General features: G+C 65.4%; 21 protein-coding genes. 13 read left to right on the plus strand and 8 right to left on the minus strand.

Annotated elements, in window-relative coordinates:
* Positions 1-43: 43 nt before the first annotated feature.
* The 4 genes from mscK to BM275_RS10170 all read right to left on the minus strand — a co-directional run bounded on the left by mscK (position 44) and on the right by BM275_RS10170 (position 8,142).
* Positions 44-3,337 carry a mechanosensitive channel MscK gene (gene mscK, locus BM275_RS10155; protein WP_090520946.1) on the minus strand — a complete coding sequence of 1,098 codons (3,294 nt, stop codon included), beginning with the start codon at positions 3,335-3,337 and terminating at the stop codon, positions 44-46.
* Between the two features lie 128 nt (positions 3,338-3,465).
* The gene (locus BM275_RS10160; protein WP_090520948.1) at positions 3,466-5,211 is read right to left on the minus strand and encodes a potassium/proton antiporter; all 1,746 of its coding nucleotides are present in this window, start codon (positions 5,209-5,211) and stop codon (positions 3,466-3,468) included.
* A 135-nt stretch (positions 5,212-5,346) separates the two neighbouring features.
* Positions 5,347-7,149: an acyl-CoA dehydrogenase gene (locus BM275_RS10165; RefSeq protein WP_090520950.1), complete on the minus strand. Its 1,803-nt coding sequence runs from the start codon at positions 7,147-7,149 to the stop codon at positions 5,347-5,349.
* A 102-nt stretch (positions 7,150-7,251) separates the two neighbouring features.
* Positions 7,252-8,142: a polyprenyl synthetase family protein gene (locus BM275_RS10170; protein ID WP_031297626.1), complete on the minus strand. Its 891-nt coding sequence runs from the start codon at positions 8,140-8,142 to the stop codon at positions 7,252-7,254.
* Between the two features lie 158 nt (positions 8,143-8,300).
* Here BM275_RS10170 and fni point away from each other — a divergent pair, with 158 nt between their 5' ends.
* Genes fni through BM275_RS10195 form a run of 5 tightly spaced genes read left to right on the plus strand, consistent with a single transcriptional unit; the run spans position 8,301 to position 14,231 of the window.
* A complete protein-coding gene (gene fni, locus BM275_RS10175) occupies positions 8,301-9,341 on the plus strand; it encodes a type 2 isopentenyl-diphosphate Delta-isomerase (RefSeq protein WP_090520954.1) in 1,041 nt (346 codons plus the stop codon).
* A 19-nt stretch (positions 9,342-9,360) separates the two neighbouring features.
* Positions 9,361-10,647 (plus strand): glycosyltransferase, encoded by a 1,287-nt coding sequence (locus BM275_RS10180; RefSeq protein WP_090520958.1) that lies wholly within the window; start codon positions 9,361-9,363, stop codon positions 10,645-10,647.
* Positions 10,637-11,806, plus strand: coding sequence for a lycopene beta-cyclase CrtY (gene crtY, locus BM275_RS10185; protein ID WP_090520961.1), 1,170 nt, complete (start codon positions 10,637-10,639; stop codon positions 11,804-11,806). The genes BM275_RS10180 and crtY overlap by 11 nt, the downstream gene beginning before the upstream one ends.
* Complete coding sequence (locus tag BM275_RS10190; protein ID WP_090520964.1) at positions 11,803-13,308, plus strand: phytoene desaturase; 1,506 nt, start codon at positions 11,803-11,805, stop codon at positions 13,306-13,308. The genes crtY and BM275_RS10190 overlap by 4 nt, the downstream gene beginning before the upstream one ends.
* Positions 13,305-14,231: a phytoene/squalene synthase family protein gene (locus BM275_RS10195; RefSeq protein ID WP_090520967.1), complete on the plus strand. Its 927-nt coding sequence runs from the start codon at positions 13,305-13,307 to the stop codon at positions 14,229-14,231. The genes BM275_RS10190 and BM275_RS10195 overlap by 4 nt, the downstream gene beginning before the upstream one ends.
* On the opposite strand, the gene BM275_RS10200 is transcribed toward BM275_RS10195, so the two are convergent.
* Positions 14,191-14,724 carry a sterol desaturase family protein gene (locus BM275_RS10200; RefSeq protein ID WP_090520971.1) on the minus strand — a complete coding sequence of 178 codons (534 nt, stop codon included), beginning with the start codon at positions 14,722-14,724 and terminating at the stop codon, positions 14,191-14,193. The genes BM275_RS10195 and BM275_RS10200 overlap by 41 nt on opposite strands.
* Positions 14,725-14,806: 82 nt before the next feature.
* On the minus strand, positions 14,807-15,850 hold the full coding sequence (locus BM275_RS10205) for an NAD(P)H-dependent flavin oxidoreductase (RefSeq protein WP_090520975.1): 1,044 nt from the start codon (positions 15,848-15,850) through the stop codon (positions 14,807-14,809).
* 135 nt (positions 15,851-15,985) lie between these two features.
* Here BM275_RS10205 and BM275_RS10210 point away from each other — a divergent pair, with 135 nt between their 5' ends.
* Positions 15,986-16,825, plus strand: coding sequence for a 23S rRNA (adenine(2030)-N(6))-methyltransferase RlmJ (locus BM275_RS10210; protein WP_090520980.1), 840 nt, complete (start codon positions 15,986-15,988; stop codon positions 16,823-16,825).
* 137 nt (positions 16,826-16,962) lie between these two features.
* Here the strand turns inward: BM275_RS10210 and BM275_RS10215 are convergent, their stop codons facing one another.
* Entirely contained in the window at positions 16,963-17,937 is a 975-nt protein-coding gene (locus BM275_RS10215; protein ID WP_090520982.1) for a serine/threonine protein kinase, read from the minus strand.
* A 71-nt stretch (positions 17,938-18,008) separates the two neighbouring features.
* Positions 18,009-18,713 (minus strand): ComF family protein, encoded by a 705-nt coding sequence (locus tag BM275_RS10220; protein ID WP_090520984.1) that lies wholly within the window; start codon positions 18,711-18,713, stop codon positions 18,009-18,011.
* A 93-nt stretch (positions 18,714-18,806) separates the two neighbouring features.
* On the opposite strand from BM275_RS10220, the gene bioB reads away from it, so the two are divergent.
* The 7 genes from bioB to BM275_RS10255 all read left to right on the plus strand — a co-directional run bounded on the left by bioB (position 18,807) and on the right by BM275_RS10255 (position 25,887).
* Complete coding sequence (bioB, locus tag BM275_RS10225) at positions 18,807-19,862, plus strand: biotin synthase BioB (protein WP_090520985.1); 1,056 nt, start codon at positions 18,807-18,809, stop codon at positions 19,860-19,862.
* Positions 19,863-19,979: 117 nt separating this feature from the next.
* The gene (bioF, locus tag BM275_RS10230) at positions 19,980-21,158 is read left to right on the plus strand and encodes an 8-amino-7-oxononanoate synthase (RefSeq protein ID WP_090520987.1); all 1,179 of its coding nucleotides are present in this window, start codon (positions 19,980-19,982) and stop codon (positions 21,156-21,158) included.
* Positions 21,151-21,876: an alpha/beta fold hydrolase gene (locus tag BM275_RS10235; RefSeq protein WP_090520988.1), complete on the plus strand. Its 726-nt coding sequence runs from the start codon at positions 21,151-21,153 to the stop codon at positions 21,874-21,876. Before bioF ends, BM275_RS10235 begins: the two co-directional genes overlap by 8 nt.
* Complete coding sequence (bioC, locus tag BM275_RS10240; protein WP_014818866.1) at positions 21,869-22,684, plus strand: malonyl-ACP O-methyltransferase BioC; 816 nt, start codon at positions 21,869-21,871, stop codon at positions 22,682-22,684. Before BM275_RS10235 ends, bioC begins: the two co-directional genes overlap by 8 nt.
* Entirely contained in the window at positions 22,684-23,370 is a 687-nt protein-coding gene (bioD, locus tag BM275_RS10245; protein WP_046617610.1) for a dethiobiotin synthase, read from the plus strand. The genes bioC and bioD overlap by 1 nt, the downstream gene beginning before the upstream one ends.
* A gap of 87 nt (positions 23,371-23,457) precedes the next feature.
* The gene (locus BM275_RS10250) at positions 23,458-23,706 is read left to right on the plus strand and encodes a hypothetical protein (protein ID WP_014818868.1); all 249 of its coding nucleotides are present in this window, start codon (positions 23,458-23,460) and stop codon (positions 23,704-23,706) included.
* Positions 23,707-24,081: 375 nt separating this feature from the next.
* On the plus strand, positions 24,082-25,887 hold the full coding sequence (locus BM275_RS10255; protein WP_090520990.1) for a phenylacyl-CoA dehydrogenase: 1,806 nt from the start codon (positions 24,082-24,084) through the stop codon (positions 25,885-25,887).
* The last annotated feature ends 102 nt before the right edge of the window (positions 25,888-25,989 follow it).

Raw genomic sequence — 25,989 nt, forward strand, 5'->3', positions numbered from 1 at the left:
GGGCGTTCTGGACGTTGGAGAGTGCGCGGTGCCCGGACGTTCCTCAGCCGCGATCGTCGGTCGCCGGCTTCGGCGTGTCGTCGGCGGGCTTCGGCGTGGCACTGAGCTGCAGCTGCTGGCCGGCGAAGTTCTTCAGGAACACATCGACCTGGCGGAAGGCGATGTTGATGCCGGCCTTGGTGAATTCACGGTCGATGAAGCGGTTGATCTCATCGGTGGCCGGGTTGCGGTCGCCCAGATCACGCACGTGGATGCGTAGTTCGTGGTCCAGCGTGCTCTCGCCGAAGTTGAGGAAGAACACCTGCGGCTCCGGGTCCTTGAGTACGCGCGGGTTGGCTTGAGCGGCCTTGTAGAGCAGCGCCTTCACCTGCTCCAGGTCCGAGCCGTAGCCCACGCCGACCTTGACCGTCACGCGGGTCACGGTGTCGCTCAGCGACCAGTTGATCAGCTGACCGGTGATGAAGGTCTTGTTCGGGACGATGATGTCCTTGCGGTCGAAGTCCGTGATGGTGGTGGCGCGGATGCGAATCCGGCTGACCGTGCCCGACAGGTTGCCGATGGTCACCACGTCGCCGATTCGTACCGGGCGTTCGAAGAGGATGATCAGGCCGGAGATGAAGTTGGCGAAGATTTCCTGCAAGCCGAAACCCAGGCCCACCGAGAGCGCGGCTACCAGCCACTGCAGCTTGTCCCAGCTGACGCCGAGAGTGGACAGCGTGGTGACGATGCCGAAGCCGGCCAGCGCATAGGACAGCAGCGTGGTGGTGGCGTAGGCGCTGCCCTGGGCCAGACGCAGCTTGGACAGCACCATGACTTCCAGCAGGCCGGGCAGGTTGCGCGCCAGGGCCACGGTGATGGCGATGATCAGCAGTGCGCCGAGCAGGTTGTTCAGGCTGATCGCCGCGGTGGTCAGGGCATCGCCGCTGCCGGTGGTGTATTCGTACAGGGTGATGTTGTCCAGGTAGGACACCACCGAGATCAGGTCGGACCAGACCCAGTACAGCGCCACGAGGAACACGCCGAACATGGTCAGGCGGGTCAGGCGCAGCGACTGCTGGTTGACCTGTTCGATGTCCAGCCCCGGTTCGCCCTGGGTTTCCACCGTGTCGCTGCCATCGTCGCCCTGCGCCTGGCGCTTGGCCAGGGCGCGCTTGTAGGCCAGCCGCCGCGCCGCGACGGTGAGGCCGCGGACCAGCGCCGCTTCGACGACGATCCAGATCATCAGCAGGTAGAGTGTGTCGATCAGGCGGTCGGTCAGCTTCAGCGCTGTGTAGTAGTAGCCAAAGCCCACCGCGACGATCAGCGCGATCGGCAGCACGCTGAACAGCAGGCCGATCATCAGGCGCAGCGGCGGGGCGTTCTGGCTCGACGGGCCCTTGAGCAGCAGGCGGTTGAGACGCCAGCTCATCAGGGCGAAGCAGGTCAGCACCACGAGAATGCCGAGCACGTCGTCGGCCAGCCGCGCCGGCTGATGTTCGGCGACGCTGACCACGGCAACCAGGGCCATGACGATCAGCCCCAGCCGGCGAATCTCGTCACGCAGGAAGGCCACCTGCGGCCGCGACCAGCCGAAGTGCAGCTCGGCCACGCGCCCTGGCGAGAGCATGCGGTAGGCGCTGTAGAACACCAGCCAGGCCTGGGCCATTTCGTACAGGGCGGCGCCGAGGACGTAGTTCTGCCCGCGCGCGTCCATCTGCAGCAGGTAGCCGCAAAGGGCCAGGAACATCGCGCCGGGCAGCGCCAGCAGCAGGTTGAGCAGCAGCGCCAGCGGGGTGTGCAACTGACTGTCGTTGCGGAAATGGCCGATTTCCTCGCTCAGCGAACTGAGTTTGGCGTCGATCTTCTTGCGCCACCAGAGCAGCGCGGCGATCAGCAGCAGCAGCGGCAGAAAGAACAGCGGGCGTTCCTTCAGTCCAGCACCCAACTCTTGCACCGCGGACAGCCAGGGCATCGCCGCGAGCTGCGCCTTGAGTCGGCGAACCGAACCCTGCAGCCAGTCCAAATCAAGCGGCTTGTTGCTGGGAATCCAGAACATCTGCTCGTCGAGGGTATTGCTAAGCGCGCTGGCGGTGTCCTGCAGCTGCTTCTGGTTGAGCTGCAGGGTGATCGAGGCGTTGAGCAGCGCGTCCAGCTCACGGTTGAGGCGGTCGAGCAGCTCGCTGCGGGTGGTGGCCAGGTCGAGCAGGGTCCGACGCAGTTCGGGGGTCACTTCCTCCTCTTTCTGCTCGGCCAGCAACTGGTCGACATAGGCGGCGGCATTGCCCGCGGCTTCACGGCGCTGGTTGAGCTCGAACTGATAGAGACGGATATCGGCGATTTCGTCGGCGAGGTCCTTGTCCAGCTGCAGGCTCGGCAGCGCCTGTTTCTGCTGGTAGAGGATGCGCGACAGCAGCAGGCTGCCTTCAAGTACGGCGATCTGTTCTTCCAGCGCCTGGTCGGTTTGGTTGAGGGTATCGAGCTGCTGGCGGGTCTGCAGGTTCTGCTGGTTGAGGCGGTTGAGGCGCTCGGTGGCCCGCAACAGGTAGTCGGACAGCTTGAGGTTCTCGGCGCTTTCGGCGGCGAGCAGCTTGTCCGAGCCGGCCTGTTGCACCCGCGCGGAGAACTCGGCGACGGTCTGCTCCGATTCGGCACGGCGCTTCTCGTTGATCAGCCCTTGCAGGGCCTGGGTGTCCTGCTCGGCACGGGCGATGCGCTCGGCCAGCAGGTCGCGGCGGGCCTTGCCCAGGTCCTGCAGCAGGCTGTTGCCGGCCAGTTCCTGGCGGCGCAGTTCGATCTGCGCGCCGAGCGAGGCGATCTCCGCTTCCAGCAGCGCGCGACGTTCCTCGCTCAGCGGCTTGCCGGATTCGCGTCCGCCCTTGAGCAGGTTGTTGATTTCCTGGATGCGCGTCTGTGCCGTGCCGATCTGCGCCTGGGCGCGCTCGGGACGGGTCTGCGCGCTGATGATCATGCTGTTGGCGGCACTGAACTGCTTCTGCCATTCGGACAGCTCCTCGACCCGCGCGCTCAGGCGCTGCTCGAGTGCCTCCACCGACTGGCTGGCATAGCGTTTGGCGGGGTCTTCGTCCGGGCTGGCCTTGAGTTTCCCCAGCTCGCGCTGAGCCTCGGTGACTTCCTTCGGCGCCTGCGCCAGCTGCGCTTTCAGTTCGGCCAGGCGGGTTTCGCTGGTCGCAGTCTGCTCGCTCATGCGCCGGGTCTGCTCGTCCAGCGAGGGTTGTGCGGATTTCGTTTCGCCTTCGCTGGCGGGCGGGGTGCCCGTCAGGCTGTCCAGTGATTGAGCATGCAGGGGGACGACAAACAGGCAGAACGTCGAGAGCAACAGGGCGCGCAGAAGGGACATGGGGGCAGTGACGCAGCGGATGACCAGAAAGTGCGAAAGTCTACGGGCTGCGCCTGCCCAGCGCGAGTACCGCGCAACCGGTCGGGTGATGAGCGGTGAAGCCGCGTCATCCGCCGGCCATGGTGGCTTTAGAACATCAGCTGTGGGCCTGGCTTGTCACCTTCCGGAAACTTCAGGCCGACCTTGCGCACTTCGCCGGCCTCCATTGCTGCCACGGTCCAGGTCAGCCCGTTCCATTCGATCTGGTCGCCCACCACTGGCCGGCCACCGACCTCTTCGGCCATGAAGTTGCCGATGGTCTGATTGCCGTCCACATCGCCGAGCTTGAGGCCGTAGAGCGCGGTGATGGCGCTGAGCTGGGCGTCGGCCTCGAGGATGAAGTCTCCGAAGAAACGCAGGTCCTGGCCGCGCTTGGGTGCCTGGCTGAACAGTTTGCCTAGCGCCGGCAGGTCTTCGTCATGCCCGATCACGCAGAGGATGTCGTCCACCTGCAGCCGCGTGCTACCGGACGGATGCAGCAGGTTCTTGCCGCGGAACAGCGCGGCGATGCGCGTGCCGGGTGGCATCTTCAGTTCGCGCAGGGCGGCGCCGACGCACCATTTGCTGGCGCTCAGGCGGTAGACGAACATTTCCCACTGGCTGGTGGTGTGCACCTGCAGGCCGGTACGCGAGACCGGCATAGGCGACGGCGGTACCTCGACCTTGGCCTTCTTCGCCGCCCAGGCCAGCGTCGAACCCTGCAGCAGCAGCGACACCAGGACGATGAAGAACGCCACGTTGAAGAACAGCTGGGCGTTTTCCAGCCCGGCCATCAGCGGGAACACCGCGAGAATCACCGGCACCGCGCCGCGCAGGCCGATCCAGGAGATGAACAGGCGCTCGCGCAGGTGGAAGCTGCGGAACGGCAACAGGCTGACGAACACCGCCAGCGGGCGAGCGAACAGGATCATCCACAGCGACAGCGCCAGTGCCGGCAGGGCGATGGGCAAGAGTTCACTGGGGGTGAGCAGCAGGCCGAGCACAAGGAACATGCCGATCTGGCTGAGCCAGGCCAGGCCGTCGAACATGTGCAGGATGCCGTGGCGGTTGCGGATCGGCCGGTTGCCCAGCAGCAGACCGCAGACGTAGATGGCGAGGATGCCGCTGCCGCCGATGGCGCCGGACAGGGCGAAGATCATCAGGCCGCCGGCCACTGCCAGCAGCGGGTAGAGCCCGTCGGCTACGGACAGTCGGTTGATCAGCTGCAGCAGCAGCCAGCCGCCAGCCAGACCGAGCACGGTGCCGATGCCGAACTGCTGCAGCAGAGTCAGCAGGAAGTCCCAGCCGAAGGTGGTCTGCCCGGCGAGCAGCATGTCGATCAGCGCGACGGTAAGGAACATCGCCATCGGGTCGTTGCTGCCCGACTCGATTTCCAGCGTCGAACCGACCCGCTCGTTCAGGCCCTTGCCGTTGAGCAGGTTGAACACCACGGCGGCATCGGTGGAGCCGACGATCGCGCCGATCAGCAGGCCCTGCAGCAGCGGCAAATCGAACAGCCAGGCAGCGGCCAGCCCGGTAAAGCCGGAGGTGATCGCCACGCCCAGGGTCGCCAGCGAGAACGCCGGTTTCAGGGCCACGCGGAAGGTTGCGGTACGGGTGCGCATGCCACCGTCGAGGAGAATCACCGCCAGCGCCAGGTTGCTGATGACGAAAGCCAGCCGATAGTCCTCGAAGACGATACCGCCTACGCCATCGACCCCGGCAAGCATGCCGACGCCGAGGAAAATCACCAGGATCGGCACGCCGAGACGCGCCGAAAGGGAGCTCATCAGGATGCTCGCCGCCACCAACAAGGCACCGATAAAGAACAGGTGGTTGATGTTGCCGACGTCCAAATGAAGTCTCCGCTAGAGATAGCTGCCGCGTGCGCATGCACGGGATATGCCAGCGATTCTAACCTGATGATTTGACAGCCTGTCAAAAAAACGCCCCGCAGGAGCGGGGCGCTGTTACAGCATGTGCGGCACGCTCTAGAACCAGGCGTCCTGCATCGTCAGGCAGGTGTCGTCGCGTGCGTCGAGGATGGCCAGCTCGTGCGCGCAAGCCGGCACTTCCCAGGTCAGAAAGTAGCGCGCGGCCTGCAGCTTGCCACGGTAGAAGTCCGCATCCGCCGGATTGCCTTCGGCCAGCCCGCGTTCGGCGCGCAGTGCCTGCTCCAGCCAGCGCCAGCCGATCACTGCATGGCCGAACACCTTCAGGTACAGCGCCGAGTTGGCCAGCGCCTGGTTCACCTTGCCGGCTGCCAGATCGCCGAGCAGCGCCTGGGTCACGCTGGTGAGGCGGGCGATGTGCTGCTCCAGCGGCTGGCGCAGTGCGGTCAGCGAGTCGTACTCGGCGGCGCGTGCGCAGCTGGCCTGGATCAACCCGAGCAGCTGGCGCAGGCCGGCACCCTTGTTCTGCATCAGCTTGCGGCCGAGCAGGTCCAGCGACTGGATGCCGTGGGTGCCTTCGTGGATCGGATTGAGGCGGTTGTCGCGGTAGTACTGTTCCACCGGGTATTCGCGGGTGTAGCCATGCCCGCCGAGAATCTGGATGGCCAGTTCGTTGGCCTTCAGGCAATACTCCGACGGCCAGGATTTGACGATCGGCGTCAGCAGGTCGAGCAGCTCGCCAGCGTTGCGCCGCTCCTCGTCGCTCTCGGCGGTATGCTCGTCGTCCACCAGGCGTGCCGAGTACAGGCCGAGATCGAAGGCGCCTTCGACATAGGCCTTCTGCATCAGCAGCATGCGCTTGACGTCGGTGTGCTCGATGATCGGCACCTGGGTCGAGGCCGGGTCCTTGCCGTCCGGCAGGCGGCCTTGCGGACGCTCGCGGGCGTAGTTCAGCGAGTAGAGGTAGCCGGCGTAGCCGAGCATGATCGCGCCCATGCCAACGCCGATGCGCGCCTCGTTCATCATCTGGAACATGTAGGCCAGGCCCTTGTGCGGCTCGCCTACCAGATAGCCGACGCAGTTGCCGTTGTCGCCGAAGTTCAGCGCCGTGCTGGTGGTGCCGCGCCAACCCATCTTGTGGAACAGGCCGGCCAGCAGCACGTCGTTGCGCTCGCCCAGCGAGCCGTCGTCGTTGACCAGGAACTTCGGCACGATGAACAGGCTGATGCCCTTCACCCCGGGCGGCGCGTCCGGCAGCTTGGCCAGCACCATGTGCACGATGTTTTCCGACAGCGGGTGGTCGCCGCCGGAAATGAAGATCTTGTTGCCCTTGAGGCGATAGCTGCCGTCACCGGCCGGTTCGGCGCGGGTGCGGATGTCCGACAGCGAGGAGCCGGCGTGCGGCTCGGTGAGTGCCATGGTGCCGAAGAAACGCCCCTCGAGCATCGGCTGCAGGAAGCGCTGCTTCTGCTCGTCGGAGCCGAAGGCCTCGATCAGGTGCGAGGCGCCCATGCTCAGCATTGGGTAGGAGCTGGTGGCGATGTTGGCCGACTGGAAATGCGCGAAGCAGGCCCGCGACAGCAGATTCGGCAGCTGCATGCCGCCGTCGTCGAAGCTGCGCTGCGCGTTGTGAAAGCCCGCCTCGATGAAGGCGTCCACGGCCGGCTTGACCTCGGGAATCAGCACCGCTTCGCCGTTGACGTACTGCGGCTCGTGCTCGTCGGACTTGCGGTTGTGCGGTGCGAAGTATTTCTCGGCGATGGTGCGCGCGGTGCCGATGGCGGCGTCGAAGGTTTCGCGGCTGTGATCGGCGAAGTGCTCGCGGCGGGTCAGGGCCTCGGCGTCCAGCACTTCGTAGAGTTCGAATGCCAGGTTACGCGGGCAGAGCAGGGTCTCGGTCATGGTCAACCTCCATTTTTATCGGCCCGAGTCTAAGGACCGCGGTTTTCCATTGCCTAGCTTCATCCATTGCACTGATGAAGCGTCAACACGGGGTCGCGCCATTCAGCCGAACAGCTGGCGCATGAGCGCGGCCAGTTCGCCATCGCCCAGGCCGGCGGCATCAAGATGGCTGAGGGCGGCCTCTCGATGGGTTGCCAGCTGCTGCTCTGCCGCCTGCTGGCCAAGCAGCGAGACCACGGTCGCCTTGGCCCGGTCCTGCTGGCAGTCCTTGCCGGTCTGTTCGGGCGTCAGGCCATCGGCGATATCGTCGAGCAGCTGAAACGCCAGGCCCAGTTCGTTGGCAAAGCCTTGCAGATGGCGTGTCCGCGTCCGCTCAGCCCCCGCGAGCAGGGCGGCAACTTCCAATGCGGCGGTGAACAGCGAGCCGGTTTTCAGCTGATTGGTGGCAATCACCGCATCGAGCTGCTGCGCTTCTTGTGCGCCATGCAGGTCGCGAAATTGCCCACGCACCAGGCCCTGCGCACCGACCGCTCGCGCCAGTGTGGCCACCGCGTCGTTGCGCTGCCTGGGGGTGAGCCTGGGCGCGGTGGCGGTTATGCCATAGGCATGGCTGAGCAGTGCGACCGAGGCGAGCACGGCGACATCCTCGCCGAAACGCAGATGAATGGTCGGCTGGCCGCGCCGCAGGCTGGCGTTGTCCATGCATGGCATGTCGTCGAGAAACAGCGAGGCGGCGTGGATCATCTCCAGCGCACATGCCGGGTCCAGGCCGATATCGGGGTCGACGCCGAGATCTCCCAGCGCCAGCAGCAACAACAGTGGCCTGATTCGTTTGCCGGGAGCGAGGGTGCCTTCACGTAACGCCAGCGTGACCTTGTCCAGCTCCGACTCGGGTCGCGGCAGGCGCATGGCCAGGCGCTCGTCGACCTGTCGCCGCAGGCGTAGCAGGCTGTCGCATTGCGGAAGCGGGAGGGTGGAATTCTGCGTTTGCATGGCGGTGCCCTTGCTGGCGCCTCAGTTCGAGCACCAGGGTTGTGCAATGTTGTACAACGATTGGACGTTATGACAAAAACCTGTACAACTCGTTGCCATCGCATAGCACTTTTTTCAGGGCGTCACGTCCAAACAAGTCTTCCCGGGAGCCGATTTCCATGAGCAAACAATCGTTGGTCAGCCGCAAAAACGATCATCTGGATATCGTCCTGGACCCGACGCGGGCAGCCGGTGCGACGGGTACCGGTTTCGGCGCATTTCGCTTTGAGCACTGCGCCCTGCCCGAGTTGCACCTTGATGAGATCGACCTGCATAGCGCGCTGTTCGGGCGCCAGCTGCGGGCGCCGCTGCTGATCAGCTCGATGACTGGCGGCGCCGCACGTTCTGCTGCGATTAATGCGCACCTGGCGGAAGCCGCGCAACACTTGGGTATCGCCATGGCGGTGGGTTCGCAGCGGGTTGCGCTCGAAACTGCGGGCGATCAGGGCCTGACGGGCCAGTTGCGCCAGCTCGCGCCGGACATCCTCCTGCTGGCCAATTTCGGAGCCGCCCAGCTGGTACGCGGCTACGGCGTGGACGAGGCGCGGCGTGCGGTCGAGATGATCGATGGCGATGCGCTGATCGTGCACCTGAACCCGCTGCAGGAAGCGGTGCAGCCGGGTGGCGACCGTGATTGGCGAGGCGTGCTGCGGGCGATCGAAGCACTTGCCAGCCGCCTGGCCGCGCCTGTGGTGATCAAGGAAGTCGGTGCCGGCATATCCGCGATGGTGGCGCGGCAGCTGGTCGACGCCGGCGCCGCCGCCATCGATGTCGCCGGTTCCGGCGGAACCAGCTGGGCCGCAGTGGAAGCCGAGCGCGCCAGCGATGTCAGCCAGCGTGCGATCGCCCAGGCCTTCGCCGATTGGGGCATCCCCACGGCGCAGGCGCTGCAGGCCGTGCGCAAGGCCTGCCCGGATACGCCGCTGATCGCCTCCGGAGGCATCCGCGACGGTGTGGAGGCGGCCAAGGCGATCTGCCTGGGCGCCGATCTGGTAGGGCAGGCAGCGGGCGTGCTGCAAGCCGCGATGCTGAGCAGTGAGGCGGTGGTCAAGCACTTCGAAGTGCTGATCGAGCAACTGCGGGTCGCCTGTTTCTGTACAGGTTCGGCCGGCCTGGCCGAGCTGCGGCAGGCGCGGCTGCTGCAAGTGCCCACTGCCTGATGCCGGGCGGAGCCGCCAGATGACTCATTTCGCGGCAATCGCGCCGCCCTTTCTCAGCCACCTGCGCGCGTTCGAAGCAGTCGCCTGGGCGCTGACGCAGCGAGGCCACCGAGTGACCTTCGTCCAGCAGGCCGATGTCGCCGAGCTGTTGACGTTGCCCTCGGCCGGATTCGCCGCCATCGGCGCCGATTCCCATCCGCCGGGCAGCCTGGCTGCGGTGGTCCGCCGCGCCGCGCAACCGGGGCCGTTCGGCATTCGGCGGGTCATCGCCGACATGGCGGCGAGTACTGCACTGTTCTGTCGCGAGGCGCCGGGCATGCTGCGTTCGCTAGAGGTCGACGCCGTGCTGGCCGATCAGATGGAGCCAGCGGGTGCGCTGGTGGCCGAGCATCTTGGCCTGCCGTTCGTATCCATCGCCTGCGCCTTGCCGTTCAACCGCGAGCCGCTGGTGCCCTTGCCGGTGATGCCCTGGCGCTACCGGGCGACCGACTGGGGCGAGCAGCTCAACCTGCACAGCAGTCGTGTCTACGACCGCCTGATGCGCCCCCACGCCGAGGTGATCCAGCACTACTGTCAGGCGTTCGGCCTGGCGCCGCGCTCGACCTTGAGCGAGTGCCTGTCGCCCCTGCTGCAGGTCAGCCAGACGGTGCAAGGCTTCGACTTTCCGCGCCGCCAGCTCCCGGCGAATTTTCATGCTGTCGGGCCGTTGCGGCGTCCGCTGGAAAACGAAGCCGAGCTGAACCTGCCAATCGATCCGACGCGGCCGTTCGTCTTCGCCTCGTTGGGCACCCTGCAGGGACATCGCTATACCTTGCTGCGCAATATCGCCCGCGCCTGCAAGCCGCTCGGCGTACAGCTGTTGATCGCCCATTGCGGCGGGTTGAATGCCGCGCAAGCGGCGCGGCTACAGGATGAGGGCGCGCATTGGGTCACCGACTTCGCACCCCAGCGGGCGGCATTGGCCCGGGCTGCGGCGGTCATCACCCATGCCGGGCTGAATACCGTGCTCGATGCCCTGGAGGCCGGTGTGCCGATGCTGGCGCTGCCGATTGCCTTCGATCAGCCGGGTGTCGCAGCGCGTATCGAACATGCCGGCGTCGGCCTGCGCTTGCAGTCGCAACTGGCGAGCCCGGCGCGGATCGGCCACGCATTGCAGCGGCTGTTGAACGAAGGCGAGTCTCGCCAGCGGGCGGTGCGGCTCGGGGCGGAAGTGCGTGAGGCTGGCGGTGCGGTGCGTGCCGCCGAGCTGATCGAGGCGGCGCTCGGGACAGATGGGCCGCGAGCGGAGGTGGCGAGTGGCGCTTGATGCGGACCTGATCCTGGTTGGCGGCGGGCTGGCCAACGGGCTTCTGGCCCTACGCCTGCGTCAGCAGCGACCCGATCTGCGCCTGCTGATCGTCGAGCAGGGCGACGTCCTGGGCGGCAATCACACCTGGTCGTTTCACCAGCACGATCTGACGCCGGCTCAGCACCGTTGGCTGGAGCCCATGGTGGGCAACCGCTGGCCCGGTTATGAAGTGATCTTTCCCGACCTGCAGCGCCGGCTGGGCAGCGGTTACGCGAGCATCTTCTCGGAGCGCTTTCACCAGTACCTGATGCCCGAACTGAGCGATGGCGTGCGTTTGCGCACCACCGTTGCCAGCGTGGAGCCACACAGGGTGCGTCTGGGCTCGGGGGACATCCTGCAAGCCGGCGCCGTGATCGATGGACGCGGCGTGCGCCGGACCGATCAGCTGGCGCTCGGCTTTCAGAAGTTTCTCGGCCAGGAACTGCGCCTGCAGCAGCCGCACGGCTTGCGCGAGCCGATCATCATGGACGCCAGCGTCGCCCAGCAGGACGGTTATCGCTTTGTCTACGTGCTGCCGCTGAGTGCGGACACCCTGCTGATCGAAGACACCTACTACGCCGACGGCGATGCCGTGGCGCTCGATAAGCTGCGTGACAACATCGGCAGCTACGCCAGTACGCGCGGCTGGGCTATCGCCGACGTGTTACGCGAGGAGCAGGGCGTGCTGCCAATCGTGCTTTCCGGTGATCTGCCGGCGTTCTGGGAGGAGGCGCGCGGCGTGCCGCAGACGGGGCTGGCCGCGGCGCTGTTTCATCCCACCACCGGCTACTCACTGCCCGACGCGGTGCGTCTGGCCGATCACCTGATCGCGCTGGATCGCTGGGATGCCACCAGCCTGTTCGAGGCGATCCGCGATTACTCGTTGGCGCAGTGGCGCCAGCGCGGCTTCTTCCGACTGCTCAATCGCATGCTGTTCATGGCCGGTCCGGCGGATCGCCGCTGGGCGGTGATGCAACGTTTCTACCGCTTGCGCGAACCGCTGATCCAGCGCTTCTACGCGGCCAATCTGACCACCCGCGACCGCTTGCGCATCGTCTCGGGCAAGCCTCCTGTTCCGCTCGGCGAGGCGCTGCGCGCACTTGCCGCCCATGATCTGCATCGCAAGGATTACCGATGAACCAAGCTAAACGAGCGGTGGTGATCGGCGCCGGCTTCGGCGGGCTGGCGTTGGCCATCCGCCTGCAGCGCGCCGGCATCCAGACCACGCTGCTGGAGAAGCGCGACAAGCCGGGTGGCCGCGCCTACGTCTATCACGACCAGGGTTTCACCTTCGACGCCGGGCCGACGGTGATCACCGATCCGCCAGCGCTGGAAGAACTCTTCAGCGGCGCCGGCAAGCACATGGCCGACTACGTCGAGCTGCTGCCGGTCAGCCCCTTCTACCGGCTGTGCTGGGAGGACGGCTACAGCTTCGATTACGTCAACGACCAGGCCCAGCTGGATCGGCAGATCCATGCGCTCAACCCCCGTGACGTCGCCGGCTATCAGCGCTTTCTCGCCTATTCGCGCGCGGTGTATGAAGAGGGCTACGTCAAACTCGGCACCGTGCCCTTCCTGTCGTTCCGCAGCATGATTGGCGTCGCTCCGCAGCTGGCCAAGCTGCAGGCCTGGCGCAACGTGTACAGCATGGTGGCCAAGTTCGTGGAGAACGACCGGCTGCGCCAGGCGCTGTCCTTTCAATCGCTGCTGGTCGGCGGCAACCCCTTCGAAACCTCGTCGATCTACGCGCTGATTCATGCGCTGGAGCGCCAGGGCGGCGTCTGGTTTCCGCGCGGCGGTACCGGTGCGCTGGTGCAGGGGATGGTCCGGCTTTTCGAGGACCTGGGCGGCAAGCTGGAGCTGAACGCCGAGGTGGCGTGCATCGAGCTAGCCGAAGGGCGGGCGAAGGCGGTGATCACGGGTGACGGCCGTCGCTTCGATACCGATGCGGTGGCCTCCAACGCTGATGTAGTCAACACCTACAAGCAGCTGCTCGGCCACGAACAGCGTGGTCGCGAAGAGGCCAAGCGGCTCTCCGGCAAGCGTTTCTCCATGTCACTGTTCGTCATCCATTTCGGCCTCAAGCGCCGCCATGAGCACCTGCAACACCACACGGTGTGTTTCGGCCCGCGCTACCGCGAGCTGATCGACGAGATATTCAAGTGCGAAACGCTGGCCGATGATTTCTCCCTCTACCTGCACGCGCCCGGCGTGACCGATCCGTCGCTGGCACCGGAGGGCTGTGCCAGCCACTACGTGCTGGCGCCGGTGCCACACCTGGGCACGGCAGATATCGATTGGGCGGTGGAGGGGCCGAAGTACCGCGATCGCATCTTCGAATACCTGGAGCGGCACTATATTCCCGGTCTGCGCGATGATCTGGTGACCCACCGCATCTTCACGCCGCACGATTTCCGCGACGAGCTCAACGCTCATCTGGGTTCGGCGTTTTCGCTGGAGCCGATCCTTACCCAGAGCGCCTGGTTCCGCCCGCATAACCGTGATGACGTGATTCCCAACCTCTATATCGTCGGCGCCGGCACCCATCCGGGCGCGGGAGTTCCGGGCGTCGTAGGTTCGGCCAAGGCCACTGCCGGGCTGATGCTGGAGGACTTCCTATTGAAGGAGCAGGCCGGATGAACGACCGGGTAATCGATCACTCGACCCAGGCGATCAACGTCGGCTCCAAGAGCTTCGCGGCGGCGGCAAAACTGTTCGACGAGCACACCCGCCAGGGTGCCGTGATGCTCTATGCCTGGTGCCGTCACTGTGATGACGTGATTGATGGGCAGACGCTGGGGCATGGTCAGCTCGCCGGCGATCGCAACAGCGGTGAGGCGCGCCTGGCCGAGCTGGTCGATCTCACTGAGCGCGCCTATGCCGGCGAGGCGATGAGCGATCCGGCCTTTGCTGCGTTTCAGCAAGTGGTTCAGCGGCACCAGATTCCCAAGCGATACCCGCTGGAGCATCTGGCCGGCTTTCGCATGGACGTGCAGGATTACCAGTACCGGACCCTCGACGACACCTTGCTCTACTGCTACCGGGTTGCCGGCGTGGTGGGGCTGATGATGGCGCGGGTGATGGGCGCCGAAGCGGAGCCGACGCTGGATCGCGCCTGTGACCTGGGCTTGGCCTTTCAGCTGACCAACATCGCGCGCGATATCGTCGAGGATGCACAGATCGGGCGCGTTTACCTGCCGGCCGAGTGGCTGGCCGAAGTGGGCATCCCTGAAGATGAGGTTGCGCTACCTGAGCGTCGTGCGGCATTGGCCACGCTGGCAGCGCGACTGGTGGATCTGGCCGAACCTTACTATCAATCAGCATCTCAGGGCTTACGGGACCTGCCGTTACGCTCGGCCTGGTCGATTGCCACGGCTCATGGCGTCTACCGGCAGATCGGCGTCGAGGTGAAAGCGCGCGGCGCGGCGGCCTGGGATGCGCGGGTGTCGACCAGCAAAGGGCAGAAGCTGCAGTTCCTGCTGGGGGGCGGCGTGCTGGCGCTGGCCTCGCGGCGGATGCAGGTCAGGCCGCGTCCTGACGATCTCTGGAGACGTCCTCGCTAGATGTACCCTGGTGCTTGCGCAGCGGCCCGTCGTGCAGCTCGCGCAGCTGGCGCTTGAGCACCGGCAGCGGCGGCGCGTAGAGAAAACCGAAGGACACGCAGCGCTCCTTGCCTTCGACCGCATGGTGCAGACGGTGCGCCTGATACAGCCGTTTGAGGTAGCCGTTGCGCGGCACGTAGCGCAGCGGCCAGCGGTGGTGCACCAGGCCGTCGTGGGCGACGAAATAGAGAAAGCCGTAGGCCGTCATGCCAGCGCCGATCCATTCCAGCGGGTGATAACCGGCGGTACCGAGGGCGATCAGCAGAATCGCCACGCCGGCGAACACCACCGCATACAGGTCGTTCTTCTCGAACCAGCCGCTGCGTGGCTCGTGGTGCGACTTGTGCCAGCCCCAGCCCCAGCCGTGCATCACGTACTTGTGCGCCCACCAGGCGAAGACCTCCATGCCGGCCAGGGTGGCGAGGAAGACGAGCGTGTTGGTCAGTGGGCTCATGGCGGCGTTCCGTGTGACGTGCGGTCGATTCTACGCCCCGTCGCAGTGGCCCAGGGCTCGCCGCGACGGACTGCGTAATGACTCAGGCCCGCCAGCCGGCCGCAAGTTCACGGGTCAGCTGGCCGGCCGGGATCTCCCGGCAGCCGCTGACGTTCTGCCCGGCCCACAGCGGCGTGCAGTGATCCAGGCCCTGCTTCTCGGTCTGGGCGCGCAGCGCGCCGATGGCGTTGCCGGCCAGCGGGAAGGGCGGCACGCCTTCGGGCAGCGGACCCAGTTCGCGCATGATGCGGTTGACGATGCCGCGCGCCGGGCGCCCGCTGAACAGGGTGGTCAGCGCGGTATGCGCTGCGTGCGGGCTCTTCAGTGCGGCGCGATGCAGCGCATTGGTGCGGCTTTCCGGACACAACAGGTAGGCGGTGCCCAGTTGTACGCCAGCCGCACCGAGGGTCTGTGCCGCGGCCACGCCCCCGGCATCGGCGATGCCACCGGCGGCGACCACCGGCACGTTCAGCGCGGCGACCAGTTGCGGCAGCAGGGCGAAGGTGCCGAGTTGGGTGGTCAGGTCCTCGCTGAGGAAGATGCCGCGGTGGCCACCGGCCTCCAGGCCCTGGGCGATCACCAGGTCGACGCCGTGCTGCTGCAACCAGAGGCCTTCGGCGACCGTAGTCGCGCTGGAGGCGATCTTCGCCCCGGTGGCGCGGGCGCGTTGCAGCAGATCGGGCGCCGGCAGGCCGAAGTGGAAGCTGATCAGCGCCGGCTTGTGCCGCTCCAGCACCGCGGCCATTGCCGCGTCGAACGGTTGGCGGGTGGCACCGGCGGGAATGCCAGCCGGGTCGATGTCGAATTCGGCGAACATGGGTGCCAGCATCCGGTGCCAGGCGTCGAAGGCCGTCGGGTCGGCAGCCGGCGTCTGGTGGCAGAAGAAGTTGACGTTGTAGGGCCGGTCGGTCAGCGCCTCGATGGCGGTCAGCTCGGCGTCCAGCGCCTCGGCATTGAGCATGCCGGCCGGGATCGAACCCAGCCCGCCGGCCTCGCAGACAGCCGCGGCCAGCAGATGATTCTGCGCACCGGCCATGGGCGCCTGGATGATCGGGTGCTCGATGCCGAAAAGATCGCGCAGGTCCATGAGGTCAGCTCCGTTTAGTCGTCGTGGGGCGCCACTGTAGCCCTAGTCGGTGGCCGGGGAAAACGACGCTGGTCAAGCCGGACCTGCGCGGCGCAAGGCGGACGGGTAAACTGCGCGGCTCTCGAGGAGGATCAGATGAACTACCGCCACGCCTTCCATGCCGGCAACCACGCCGATGTGCTCAAACACCTGGTGTTGAGCCGGATCTTCGCCCTGCTGTCGCGCAAGGAGGCGCCCTTCGCCTACCTCGACAGCCATGCCGGCGTCGGCCTCTACGACCTGGCCGGCGACCAGGCCAGCCGCACCGGCGAGTGGCTGCAGGGCATCGCCCGCATCTGGCAGGCCGAGGCGCTCCCGACGCTGCTCGATGACTACCTCGGCGTGATCCGCCAGCTCAACCCGGACGGGGCGCTGCGCTATTACCCCGGCTCGCCGGAGCTGGCGCGACAACTGACCCGCGAGCAGGATCGTCTGCAGCTCAACGAAAAGCATCCCGAGGACGGCGCGCTGCTCAAGGACAACATGGCCGGCGACCGCCGCGTGGCCGTGCACCGCGGTGAGGGCTGGCATGTGCCGAGGGCCTTGATGCCGACGCAGGAAAAGCGCGTGGTACTGCTGATCGATCCACCGTTCGAACAGGCCGACGAGCTGAGCCGCTGTGTGACGGCGCTGAAGGAAGCGCTCGGCCGTATGCGCCAGACCATCGGCGTGATCTGGTATCCGATCAAGGACGAGCGCCAGCTCAAGCGCTTCTATCAGGACTTGGCGCGCAGCGGGGCGCCCAAGTTGCTGCGTGCCGAACTGTTCGTTCACCCCGCCGACGATGCCAGCCGCCTGAGCGGTTCGGGCCTGGCTATCGTCAACCCGCCGTGGGGGCTGGAGGATGAGCTGCGTGAGCTGTTGCCGTGGCTGGCCGAGCAGCTGGCGCAGAGCCAGGCCAGCTGGCGCCTGGACTGGCTGATCGAGGAGGCCTGAGTCGCGGCGACCGCCACCCGGTGGACGTCCACACCGTGGATCGATAAAGCGCGATCCACCCTACGCAGACGCCGGGATTCGTAGGGTGGATGTCGCTTTTCACATCCACCGTCACGGGTCCGCAGCCACACCATGCCTCAGAACAACCTGAGCGGCTCTTCCTGCAGCGCCGATATCTGTTCGCGCAGGATCAGCACCTGGTCGCCCCAGTAACGCTCGCTGCCAAACCAGGGAAAGCTCATCGGAAAGGCCGGATCGTCCCAGCGGCGGGCGAGCCAGGCGCTGTAGTGCATCAGCCGCAACGCGCGCAGTGCCTCGATCAGCGGCAGCTCGCGGGGGGCGAAATCGTGGAATTCGTTGTAGCCGTCCACCAGTTCGGCCAGCTGGCCGAGCCGCTCGTGGCGCTCGCCGGCGAGCATCATCCACAGGTCCTGGACAGAAGGGCCCATGCGGCAATCGTCGAGATCGACCAGATGAAAGGCGTCGTCGCGGGCGAGGATGTTGCCCGGGTGGCAATCGCCATGCAGGCGGATCGGGGTGAAGTTGGTGCTGGCGAAGACGTCTTCGACCCGCTTGAGCAGGTCGCGCGCCACCGACTCGTAGGCAGGCAGCAGGCTTTTGGGCACGAAGTCACCGTCCAGCAAGCTGTTCAGCGAGTCGTGGCCGAAATTCTGTACGCCCAGGGTTTCGCGATGCTCGAACGGCCGGTTTGCACCGATCGCATGCATGCGTCCCAGCAGCTGGCCGAGGCGATAGAGCTGGTCGAGATTGCCCGGCTCCGGCGCGCGACCACCGCGGCGTGGAAAGAGCGCGAAGCGGAAACCGGCATGCTCGAACAGCGTCGTGCCGTTGCGTTCCAGCGGCGCCACCACCGGCACCTCGTGCTCGACCAGTTCCAGGCTGAACTGGTGCTCCTCGAGAATCGCCTCGTTGCTCCAGCGACCGGGACGGTAGAACTTGGCGATCAGTGGTGTTTCATCTTCGATGCCCACCTGATAGACGCGGTTCTCGTAGCTGTTGAGCGCCAGCACGCGGGCATCGCTGAGATAACCGATGCTTTCCACAGCGTCGAGGACCAGGTCCGGCGTGAGTGTATCGAAGGGATGAGACATGACCGGCTCCGCAGAATAGACCGATCAGTGTATTGCACCGGGGCTTTTAAACAACCGCGCGTCCGCCGCTATCAGTCGCCTGGCTTGGGCGTGCGTGCCAGGCAGTAGACGTCCACTCGCACCGCACCCGCACGCTTGAGCAGTCGCGCCAGCGCCTCGGCGGTCGCACCAGTGGTCAGCACGTCGTCGATCAGCGCCAGATGGCGGCCCTTGATGTCGTTGCCCGGCGCCAGGCAAAACGCCTGGCGCAGATTTCGCCGTCGCGTGGCGGCGTCCAGTTGCTGCTGCGGGGGCGTATCGACGATGCGTTCCAGCAGATGCTCGTCGACCGGCAGTTTCAGCGCGCCGCCCAGCCACTGGGCCAGCATCTGCGCCTGATTGAAGCCGCGCTGGCGCAGGCGACGGCGGGCCAGCGGCACGGGTACAAGAAGGTCCGGCTGCGGCAGCCCGTCGGTGAAGGCATGTTGCAGATGCAGCGCCAGGCGCTCGCCAAGCAGACGGCCGAATGGCCAGCGCGCCTGATGCTTGAAGCGGGTGATCAGCGCATCCACGGGAAAGGCGAAGCGCCAGGGCACCTCGACGTGGTCATAGCTTGGCGGCCTTTTCTGGCATTCGCCGCAGACCAGCCCACGTGTCGGCAGTGGCACGGCACAGGTTGCACACCGGCCATCGAGCCAGGGCAGTTCGGCTTCGCAAGGGCCGCACAGTGGGTGACCGTCGCAAGGTTCATCGCACAGTAGGCAGTGCTGTATATTAATTGACCAGTTGTAAACCATGATTCCTTTCCTGGTTGACAGCGTATCGAGCTTGGCTAAACATTCCGCATCCGTGCCAGGCCGCCGAGCCGCTATTAATTACAAGGAATGCCCATGAGCGCCACCTCCGCCTCTATTACGCGTCACGATTGGACCCTCGCCGAGGTCAAGGCGCTCTTCGAGCAACCCTTCAACGATCTGCTGTTCCAGGCGCAGACCGTGCACCGCCAGCACTTCGATGCCAACCGCGTGCAGGTTTCCACGCTGCTCTCGATCAAGACCGGCGCCTGCCCGGAAGACTGCAAGTACTGCCCGCAATCCGGCCACTACAACACCGGCCTGGACAAGGAAAAGCTGATGGAGGTGCAGAAGGTGCTGGAGGCGGCGGCCGAAGCCAAGGCCATCGGCTCGACGCGTTTCTGCATGGGCGCCGCCTGGAAGCACCCGTCGGCCAAGGACATGCCCTACGTGCTGAAGATGGTCGAAGGGGTCAAGGCGATGGGCCTGGAAACCTGCATGACCCTCGGCAAGCTCGATCAGGAGCAGACCAAGGCGCTGGCGGCGGCGGGGCTGGACTACTACAACCACAACCTCGACACCTCGCCGGAGTACTACGGCAACATCATCACCACCCGCACCTATGGCGAGCGTCTGGAAACGCTGAGCTACGTGCGCGAGGCGGGGATGAAGATCTGCTCCGGCGGCATTCTCGGCATGGGCGAGTCGCTGGACGATCGCGCCGGCCTGCTGATCCAGCTGGCCAACCTGCCTGAGCACCCGGAATCGGTGCCGATCAACATGCTGGTCAAGGTCAAGGGCACGCCGCTGGCCGAGGAACAGGACGTCGATCCGTTCGACTTCATCCGCATGCTAGCCGTGGCGCGGATCATGATGCCGAAATCCCATGTGCGGCTGTCCGCCGGTCGCGAGCAGATGAACGAACAGATGCAGGCCCTGGCCTTCTTCGCTGGCGCCAACTCGATCTTCTACGGCGAGAAGCTGCTGACCACCGCCAATCCGCAGGCGGACAAGGACATGCAGCTGTTCGCGCGTCTGGGCATCAAGCCGGAAGAGCGCCACGAGCATGCCGACGAAGTACACCAGGCGGCCATCGAGCAGGCGCTGATCGAACAGCGCGACAGCAAGCTGTTCTACAACGCCGCGGTCTGATGATCGGGTCCGGTGGATGAGTGCGGCATCGGTTGCACGCATCCGCCGCTGGCCTGGCCAACCCATTTGCAGGCTGGATGACCCGCGTGTGGTCATCCACCTCCTCTCGGTGTACCCATGAGCTTCGATCTCTCCGCCCGTCTCGCCGAGCGCCGCGCGGCCCATCTCTATCGTCAACGTCCGCTGCTGGAAGCGCCGCAGCAGCCGGAGGTGATGGTCGATGGCGACCGCCTGCTGGCGTTCTGTTCCAACGATTATTTGGGCCTCGCCAATCATCCCGAGGTGATTGACGCCATGCAGCAGGGCGCTGCGAAGTGGGGTGTGGGCGGCGGCGCCTCGCATCTGGTGATCGGCCACAGCACGCCGCATCACCAGCTTGAGGAAGCCCTTGCCGAATTCACCAGCCGACCACGGGCGCTGCTGTTTTCCACCGGTTATATGGCGAATCTTGCTGCGGTGACGGCGCTGGTCGGGCAGGGCGATACGGTGCTGCAGGATCGCCTCAATCACGCCTCCTTGCTCGACGCCGGTTTGCTCTCCGGCGCGCGCTTCTCGCGCTACCTGCACAACGATGCCGAAAGCCTCGCCAAGCGCCTGGAGAAAGCCAGCGGCAATACTCTGGTGGTGACCGATGGCGTATTCAGCATGGACGGCGATCTCGCAGAACTGCCGGCGATTTGTGCCACGGCGAAGCAGCGTGGCGCCTGGGTGATGGTCGACGATGCCCATGGCTTCGGTCCGCTGGGTGCGACGGGCGGCGGCATCGTCGAGCATTTCGATCTGGGCATGGATGACGTCCCGGTACTGGTCGGTACGCTGGGCAAGGCGTTTGGCACCGCAGGCGCCTTTGTCGCCGGTAGCGAGGAGCTGATCGAAACGCTGATCCAGTTCGCGCGACCGTACATCTACACCACCAGCCAGCCGCCTGCGGTGGCCTGTGCCACACTGAAAAGCCTGGATCTGCTGCGCAGCGAGGGCTGGCGCCGCGAGCACCTGAACCGGCTGGTGGCGCGTTTCCGCGAAGGCGCGGTGCGGATCGGCCTGACACTGATGGACAGCCCGACACCGATCCAGCCGGTGCTGGTCGGCAGCAGCGAACGGGCGTTGAGGCTGTCGGCATTGCTGCGCGAGCGCGGCATCCTGGTCGGCGCGATTCGCCCTCCAACCGTTCCGGCCGGCAGCGCACGGCTGCGGATCACCTTCACGGCGAGCCACAGTGAGGCACAGCTGGACCGCCTGCTGGAAGCGCTGGCCGAGTGCTGGGCCCTGTTGCCCAAGGAGAACGAGGATGCGTGATCGACTGATTCTTCTGCCGGGCTGGGCGTTCAGCTCGGCCGCCCTTGAACCCCTGGCCGAGCTATTGCGCGACCGCGAGCCACGCCTGCAGGTCGACATTGCCCCACTGCCGACGCTGGATCGCCCCGAGGCCTGGCTCGATGAGCTGGATGCGCGGCTGCCCGTCGACAGCTGGCTCGCCGGTTGGTCGCTTGGCGGCATGCTGGCGACGCAACTGGCCGCGCGGCGCGGCGACAACTGTCCGGGGCTGATCACCCTCTGCAGCAATCCCTGCTTCCGCAGTCGTGACGACTGGCCGACGGCGATGCCTGCCGAAGTATTCGATGCCTTCGAGGAGGCCTTCCGCCTCGGGCCGGATGACACGCTCAAGCGCTTCAGCCTGCTGTGTAGCCGCAGTGCCTACGATCCGCGCACGCTGGCGCGGCAACTGCAGGTGAGCCTGCTCGAGCAGCCTTCGTCAGTGGCTGCCGCCGGGCTGCGTCTGCTCGCCGAGCTGGACGGCCGCGAGGCGCTGCAAGGTTATGTGGGGCCACAGCTGCATCTGTTCGCCGATGGTGATGCGCTGGTGCCGGCGTCAGCGGCAGATGCGCTGCTGGCCTGTCTGCCGGATGTAGAAGTCGATGTGCTGGCCAATGCCAGCCACGGCCTGCCGCTGGGGCGTGCCGACGACGTGGCGACGGCAATGCTGGCGTTTATGGGTGATGGCGAGGATGACTGAAGCATCGCTCAGCGAGCGTCCGCCGGCGCAGTTGCCTGATAAGCGCCAAGTCGCGGCATCGTTTTCCCGTGCTGCGGGCAGTTACGACAGCGTCGCCGCACTGCAGCGACAGGTCGGCAATCAATTGCTGGCCCGACTGCCCTCCACTCGGCAACCCGGCCGCTGGCTCGATCTTGGCAGCGGCACCGGCTACTTCTCCCGCGTCCTGGCTGCGGCCTTTCCGGAGGCCGATGGCCTGGCACTGGATATCGCCGAGGGCATGCTGCGCCATGCACGGCCGCAGGGCGGCGCACGGCATTTCGTCACCGGTGACGCCGAGCGGCTGCCGCTGCGTGATGGCACTGTCGACCTGATCTATTCGAGCCTGGCACTGCAGTGGTGCGAGGATTTTGCCAGCGTGCTGAGCGAAGTGCGGCGGGTGCTGCGTCCGGGCGGCATCTTTGCCTTCACCAGTCTGTGCAGCGGTACCCTGCAGGAGCTGCGGGACAGCTGGCAGGCGGTGGACGGCTTCGCTCACGTCAACCGCTTCCGCTCGCGGGAGGCCTACCAGACGCTGTGTAGGGGCTGCGGTCTGGGATTGGCGAGTCTCGAAGTTCGCCCGGAAGTGCTGCATTTCCCCGATCTGCGCCAGCTGACCCATGAGCTCAAGGCGCTGGGTGCGCACAACCTGAATCCGGGTCGCCCGGATGGACTGACCGGGCGTGCACGCATCCGCGCGCTGGTCGAGGCCTACGAAGGGTTCCGCCGTCCCGAGGGGCTTCCGGCGACCTACCAGGTGATCTACGGCATTCTGCACAAGGAGCCATGATGCATCGCGCTTTCTTCATTGCCGGCACCGATACCGATGTTGGCAAGACCACTATCGCCGCGGGCCTGCTGCATGCAGCGCGCCTGGCGGGGTTGTCCACCGCGGCGGTGAAGCCGGTCGCCTCAGGCTGCGAAAGGACCGAGCAGGGTTTACGTAACAGCGACGCGCTGGCCCTGCTGGCCGAGTGCAGCCTTGCGCTGGACTATGCGACGGTCAACCCGTTCGCGTTCGAGCCGGCCATTGCCCCGCACATAGCTGCCCGCGAAGCGGGTGTCGAACTGACCGCCGCTCGTCTGATCGAGGCCGTGCAACCGGTAATGGCCCGGCAGGCCGGCGTCACTCTGGTCGAGGGCGCGGGAGGCTGGCGAGTCCCGCTGAATGCGCGTGAGTATCTGTCGGCATTGCCCGCGGCGCTGGGTTTACCGGTCATTCTCGTAGTAGGGGTGCGCTTGGGTTGTATCAACCATGCGCTGCTCAGTGCCGAAGCGATCGCCCGCGACGGGCTGGCGCTGGCTGGCTGGGTGGCGAATATCATCGACCCTGCCACATCGCGGCTGGATGACAACCTCGCCACGCTCGCTGAGCTGCTACCGGCACCCTGCCTTGGCCAGGTGCCTCGCCTCGCTGCGCCAACGGCGCGTCAGGTCGCGCGCTACCTGACGTTGCCCGCGTTGCAGCCGGTGTGAGCGGACGCGCATTGCGGCGACTCGCGCCTTGCGGTACGTGTCGGCATCTGCTTGAATGCTGGCAACCTGATAGCGCGTGGAGTCACCATGCAAATCACCAATAACCTTCTGGGCGCGGGCCTCAGTGCCTACCAGGGCGGTCAGCAGCGCGTCGAGCAGGCCGCTTCTTCCATCGCCTCCGCCAACGCGCCAGTGCTGGGCAACTCCCAGGCGGTCACCGAAATCACCGAGCAGCTGATCCAGTTGAAGGTCGGTGAACACAGTGCCAAGGCAGGTGCCCGTATGATCCAGAGCGCTGACGAAGTCCTCGGCACGTTGATCGATACCCAGGCCTGATCGCGTACTCCGGCGCTTATCGATTCTCCTTGCTGATTCGAGTCGTCATTCATGCGCTCGGCCAGCTTCGCTTTTCTCCTTCCTGCATCTTCGTTCCCGCCAGCCAGCTCGGCAGGCGCCGGGCTTGCTGCGTCTTTGCAACATCAGATTTCCTGTTCCCGAATTTCGCCAGGAGTGGCCTTCGCTCGACCTGAATTTGGCTGATTCAGCCGATAAGTGGTGCCCTGTTCCGCGCTTGACATCGCTCAGGTCGAAACGTATGTTTCAAACGCCTGTTTGACCCTTCGGACTGGTAGTCCGACGGTCGAAATCGAATTCAGATGGCTGGGTCGCCCGGTCAGCTTGTTACAAGAACTCACCGCTGAGGTTTACGCTATGCCCGACTACAAGGCCCCCTTGCGCGATATCCGTTTCGTACGTGACGAGCTGCTCGGCTACGAAGCGCACTATCAGAGCCTTCCGGGATGTGAAGACGCCACCCCGGACATGGTCAACGCGATTCTCGACGAGGGCGCGAAGTTCTGTGAGCAGGTCCTCGCTCCGCTGAATCGCGTCGGCGACATCGAAGGCTGCACCTGGAGCGAGTCGGGCGTGAAGACGCCGACCGGTTTCAAGGAAGCTTACGAGCAGTACGTGGCAGGCGGCTGGCCGAGCCTGGCCCATGACGTCGACCACGGCGGTCAGGGCTTGCCCGAGTCCCTCGGTCTGGCGATCAGCGAAATGATCGGGCAGGCCAACTGGTCCTGGGGCATGTACCCCGGCCTGTCTCATGGCTGCATGAACACCATCGCTACCCACGGTACCGACGATCAGAAGCACACCTATCTGAGCAAGCTTGTGTCCGGCCAGTGGACCGGCACCATGTGCCTGACCGAGCCGCACTGCGGTACCGATCTGGGCATGTTGCGCACCAAGGCCGAGCCCCAGGCCGACGGCAGCTACAAGCTGAACGGCACCAAGATCTTCATCTCCTCCGGTGAACACGACATGGCCGAGAACATCGTCCATATCGTTCTGGCTCGCCTGCCCGATGCTCCGGCTGGCACCAAGGGCATCTCCCTGTTCATCGTGCCCAAGTTCCTGCCCAACGCCGAAGGCGAGAAGGGCGAGCGCAACGGTGTGAACTGCGGATCGCTTGAACACAAGATGGGCATCCACGGCAACGCGACCTGCGTCATGAACTTCGACGGCGCCACCGGTTTTCTGATCGGTCCGCCGAACAAGGGCCTGAACGCGATGTTCACCTTTATGAACACCGCACGTCTGGGTACCGCGCTGCAGGGTCTGGCACATGCCGAGATCGGTTTCCAGGGCGGCATCAAGTACGCTCGTGAGCGCCTGCAGATGCGCGCGCTGAGCGGCCCCAAGGCGCCGGAAAAGCCAGCCGACCCGATCATCGTGCATCCGGACGTGCGTCGCATGCTGTTGACCATGAAGGCGTTCGCCGAGGGCAACCGCGCGATGGTCTACTTCACCGCCAAGCAGGTCGACATCGTCAAGAACAGCCAGGATGAAGAACAGAAGAAGCAGGCCGACACGCTGCTGGCCTTCCTCACGCCGATCGCCAAGGCTTTCATGACCGAAGTGGGCTTCGAAGCGGCCAACCATGGCGTGCAGATCTACGGTGGTCACGGCTTCATCGCCGAGTGGGGTATGGAGCAGAACGTGCGTGACGCGCGTATTTCCATGCTGTACGAGGGCACCACCGGTATCCAGGCGCTGGACCTGTTGGGCCGCAAGGTGCTGATGACCCAGGGCGAGGCGCTGAAGTCCTTCACCAAGATCGTGCACAAGTTCTGCCAGAACCAGGAAGGCAACGAAGCCATCAAGGAGTTCGTTACCCCCCTGAATCAGCTGAACAAGGAGTGGGGCGAGCTGACCATGAAGATTGGCATGGCTGCCATGAAGGACCGTGAGATGGTCGGCGCGGCGTCCGTGGATTACTGCATGTACTCCGGCTACGCCTGCCTCGCTTACTTCTGGGCTGACATGGCTCGCGTTGCTGCCGAGAAACTGGCTGAGGGTACCTCCGATGAGGCGTTCTACAAGGCCAAGCTGCAGACTGCGCGCTTCTACTTCCAGCGCATCCTGCCGCGTACCCGCATGCACGTTGACGCCATGATGTCCGGTGCCGACAACCTGATGGATATGGCCGAGGAAGATTTCGCTCTCGGTTACTGACGGGTTGAGGTTGTAAAGGAAAGCCGCTGCTTTGCAGCGGCTTTTTTGTGCCCGATCCAGACGTTGTACTGCTTTTGCCGCATCTTCGCCGGTATTTCGGCT

The sequence above is a fragment of the Stutzerimonas kunmingensis genome (genome assembly GCF_900114065.1).
GTDB classification, from domain to species: Bacteria; Pseudomonadota; Gammaproteobacteria; order Pseudomonadales; family Pseudomonadaceae; genus Stutzerimonas; species Stutzerimonas kunmingensis.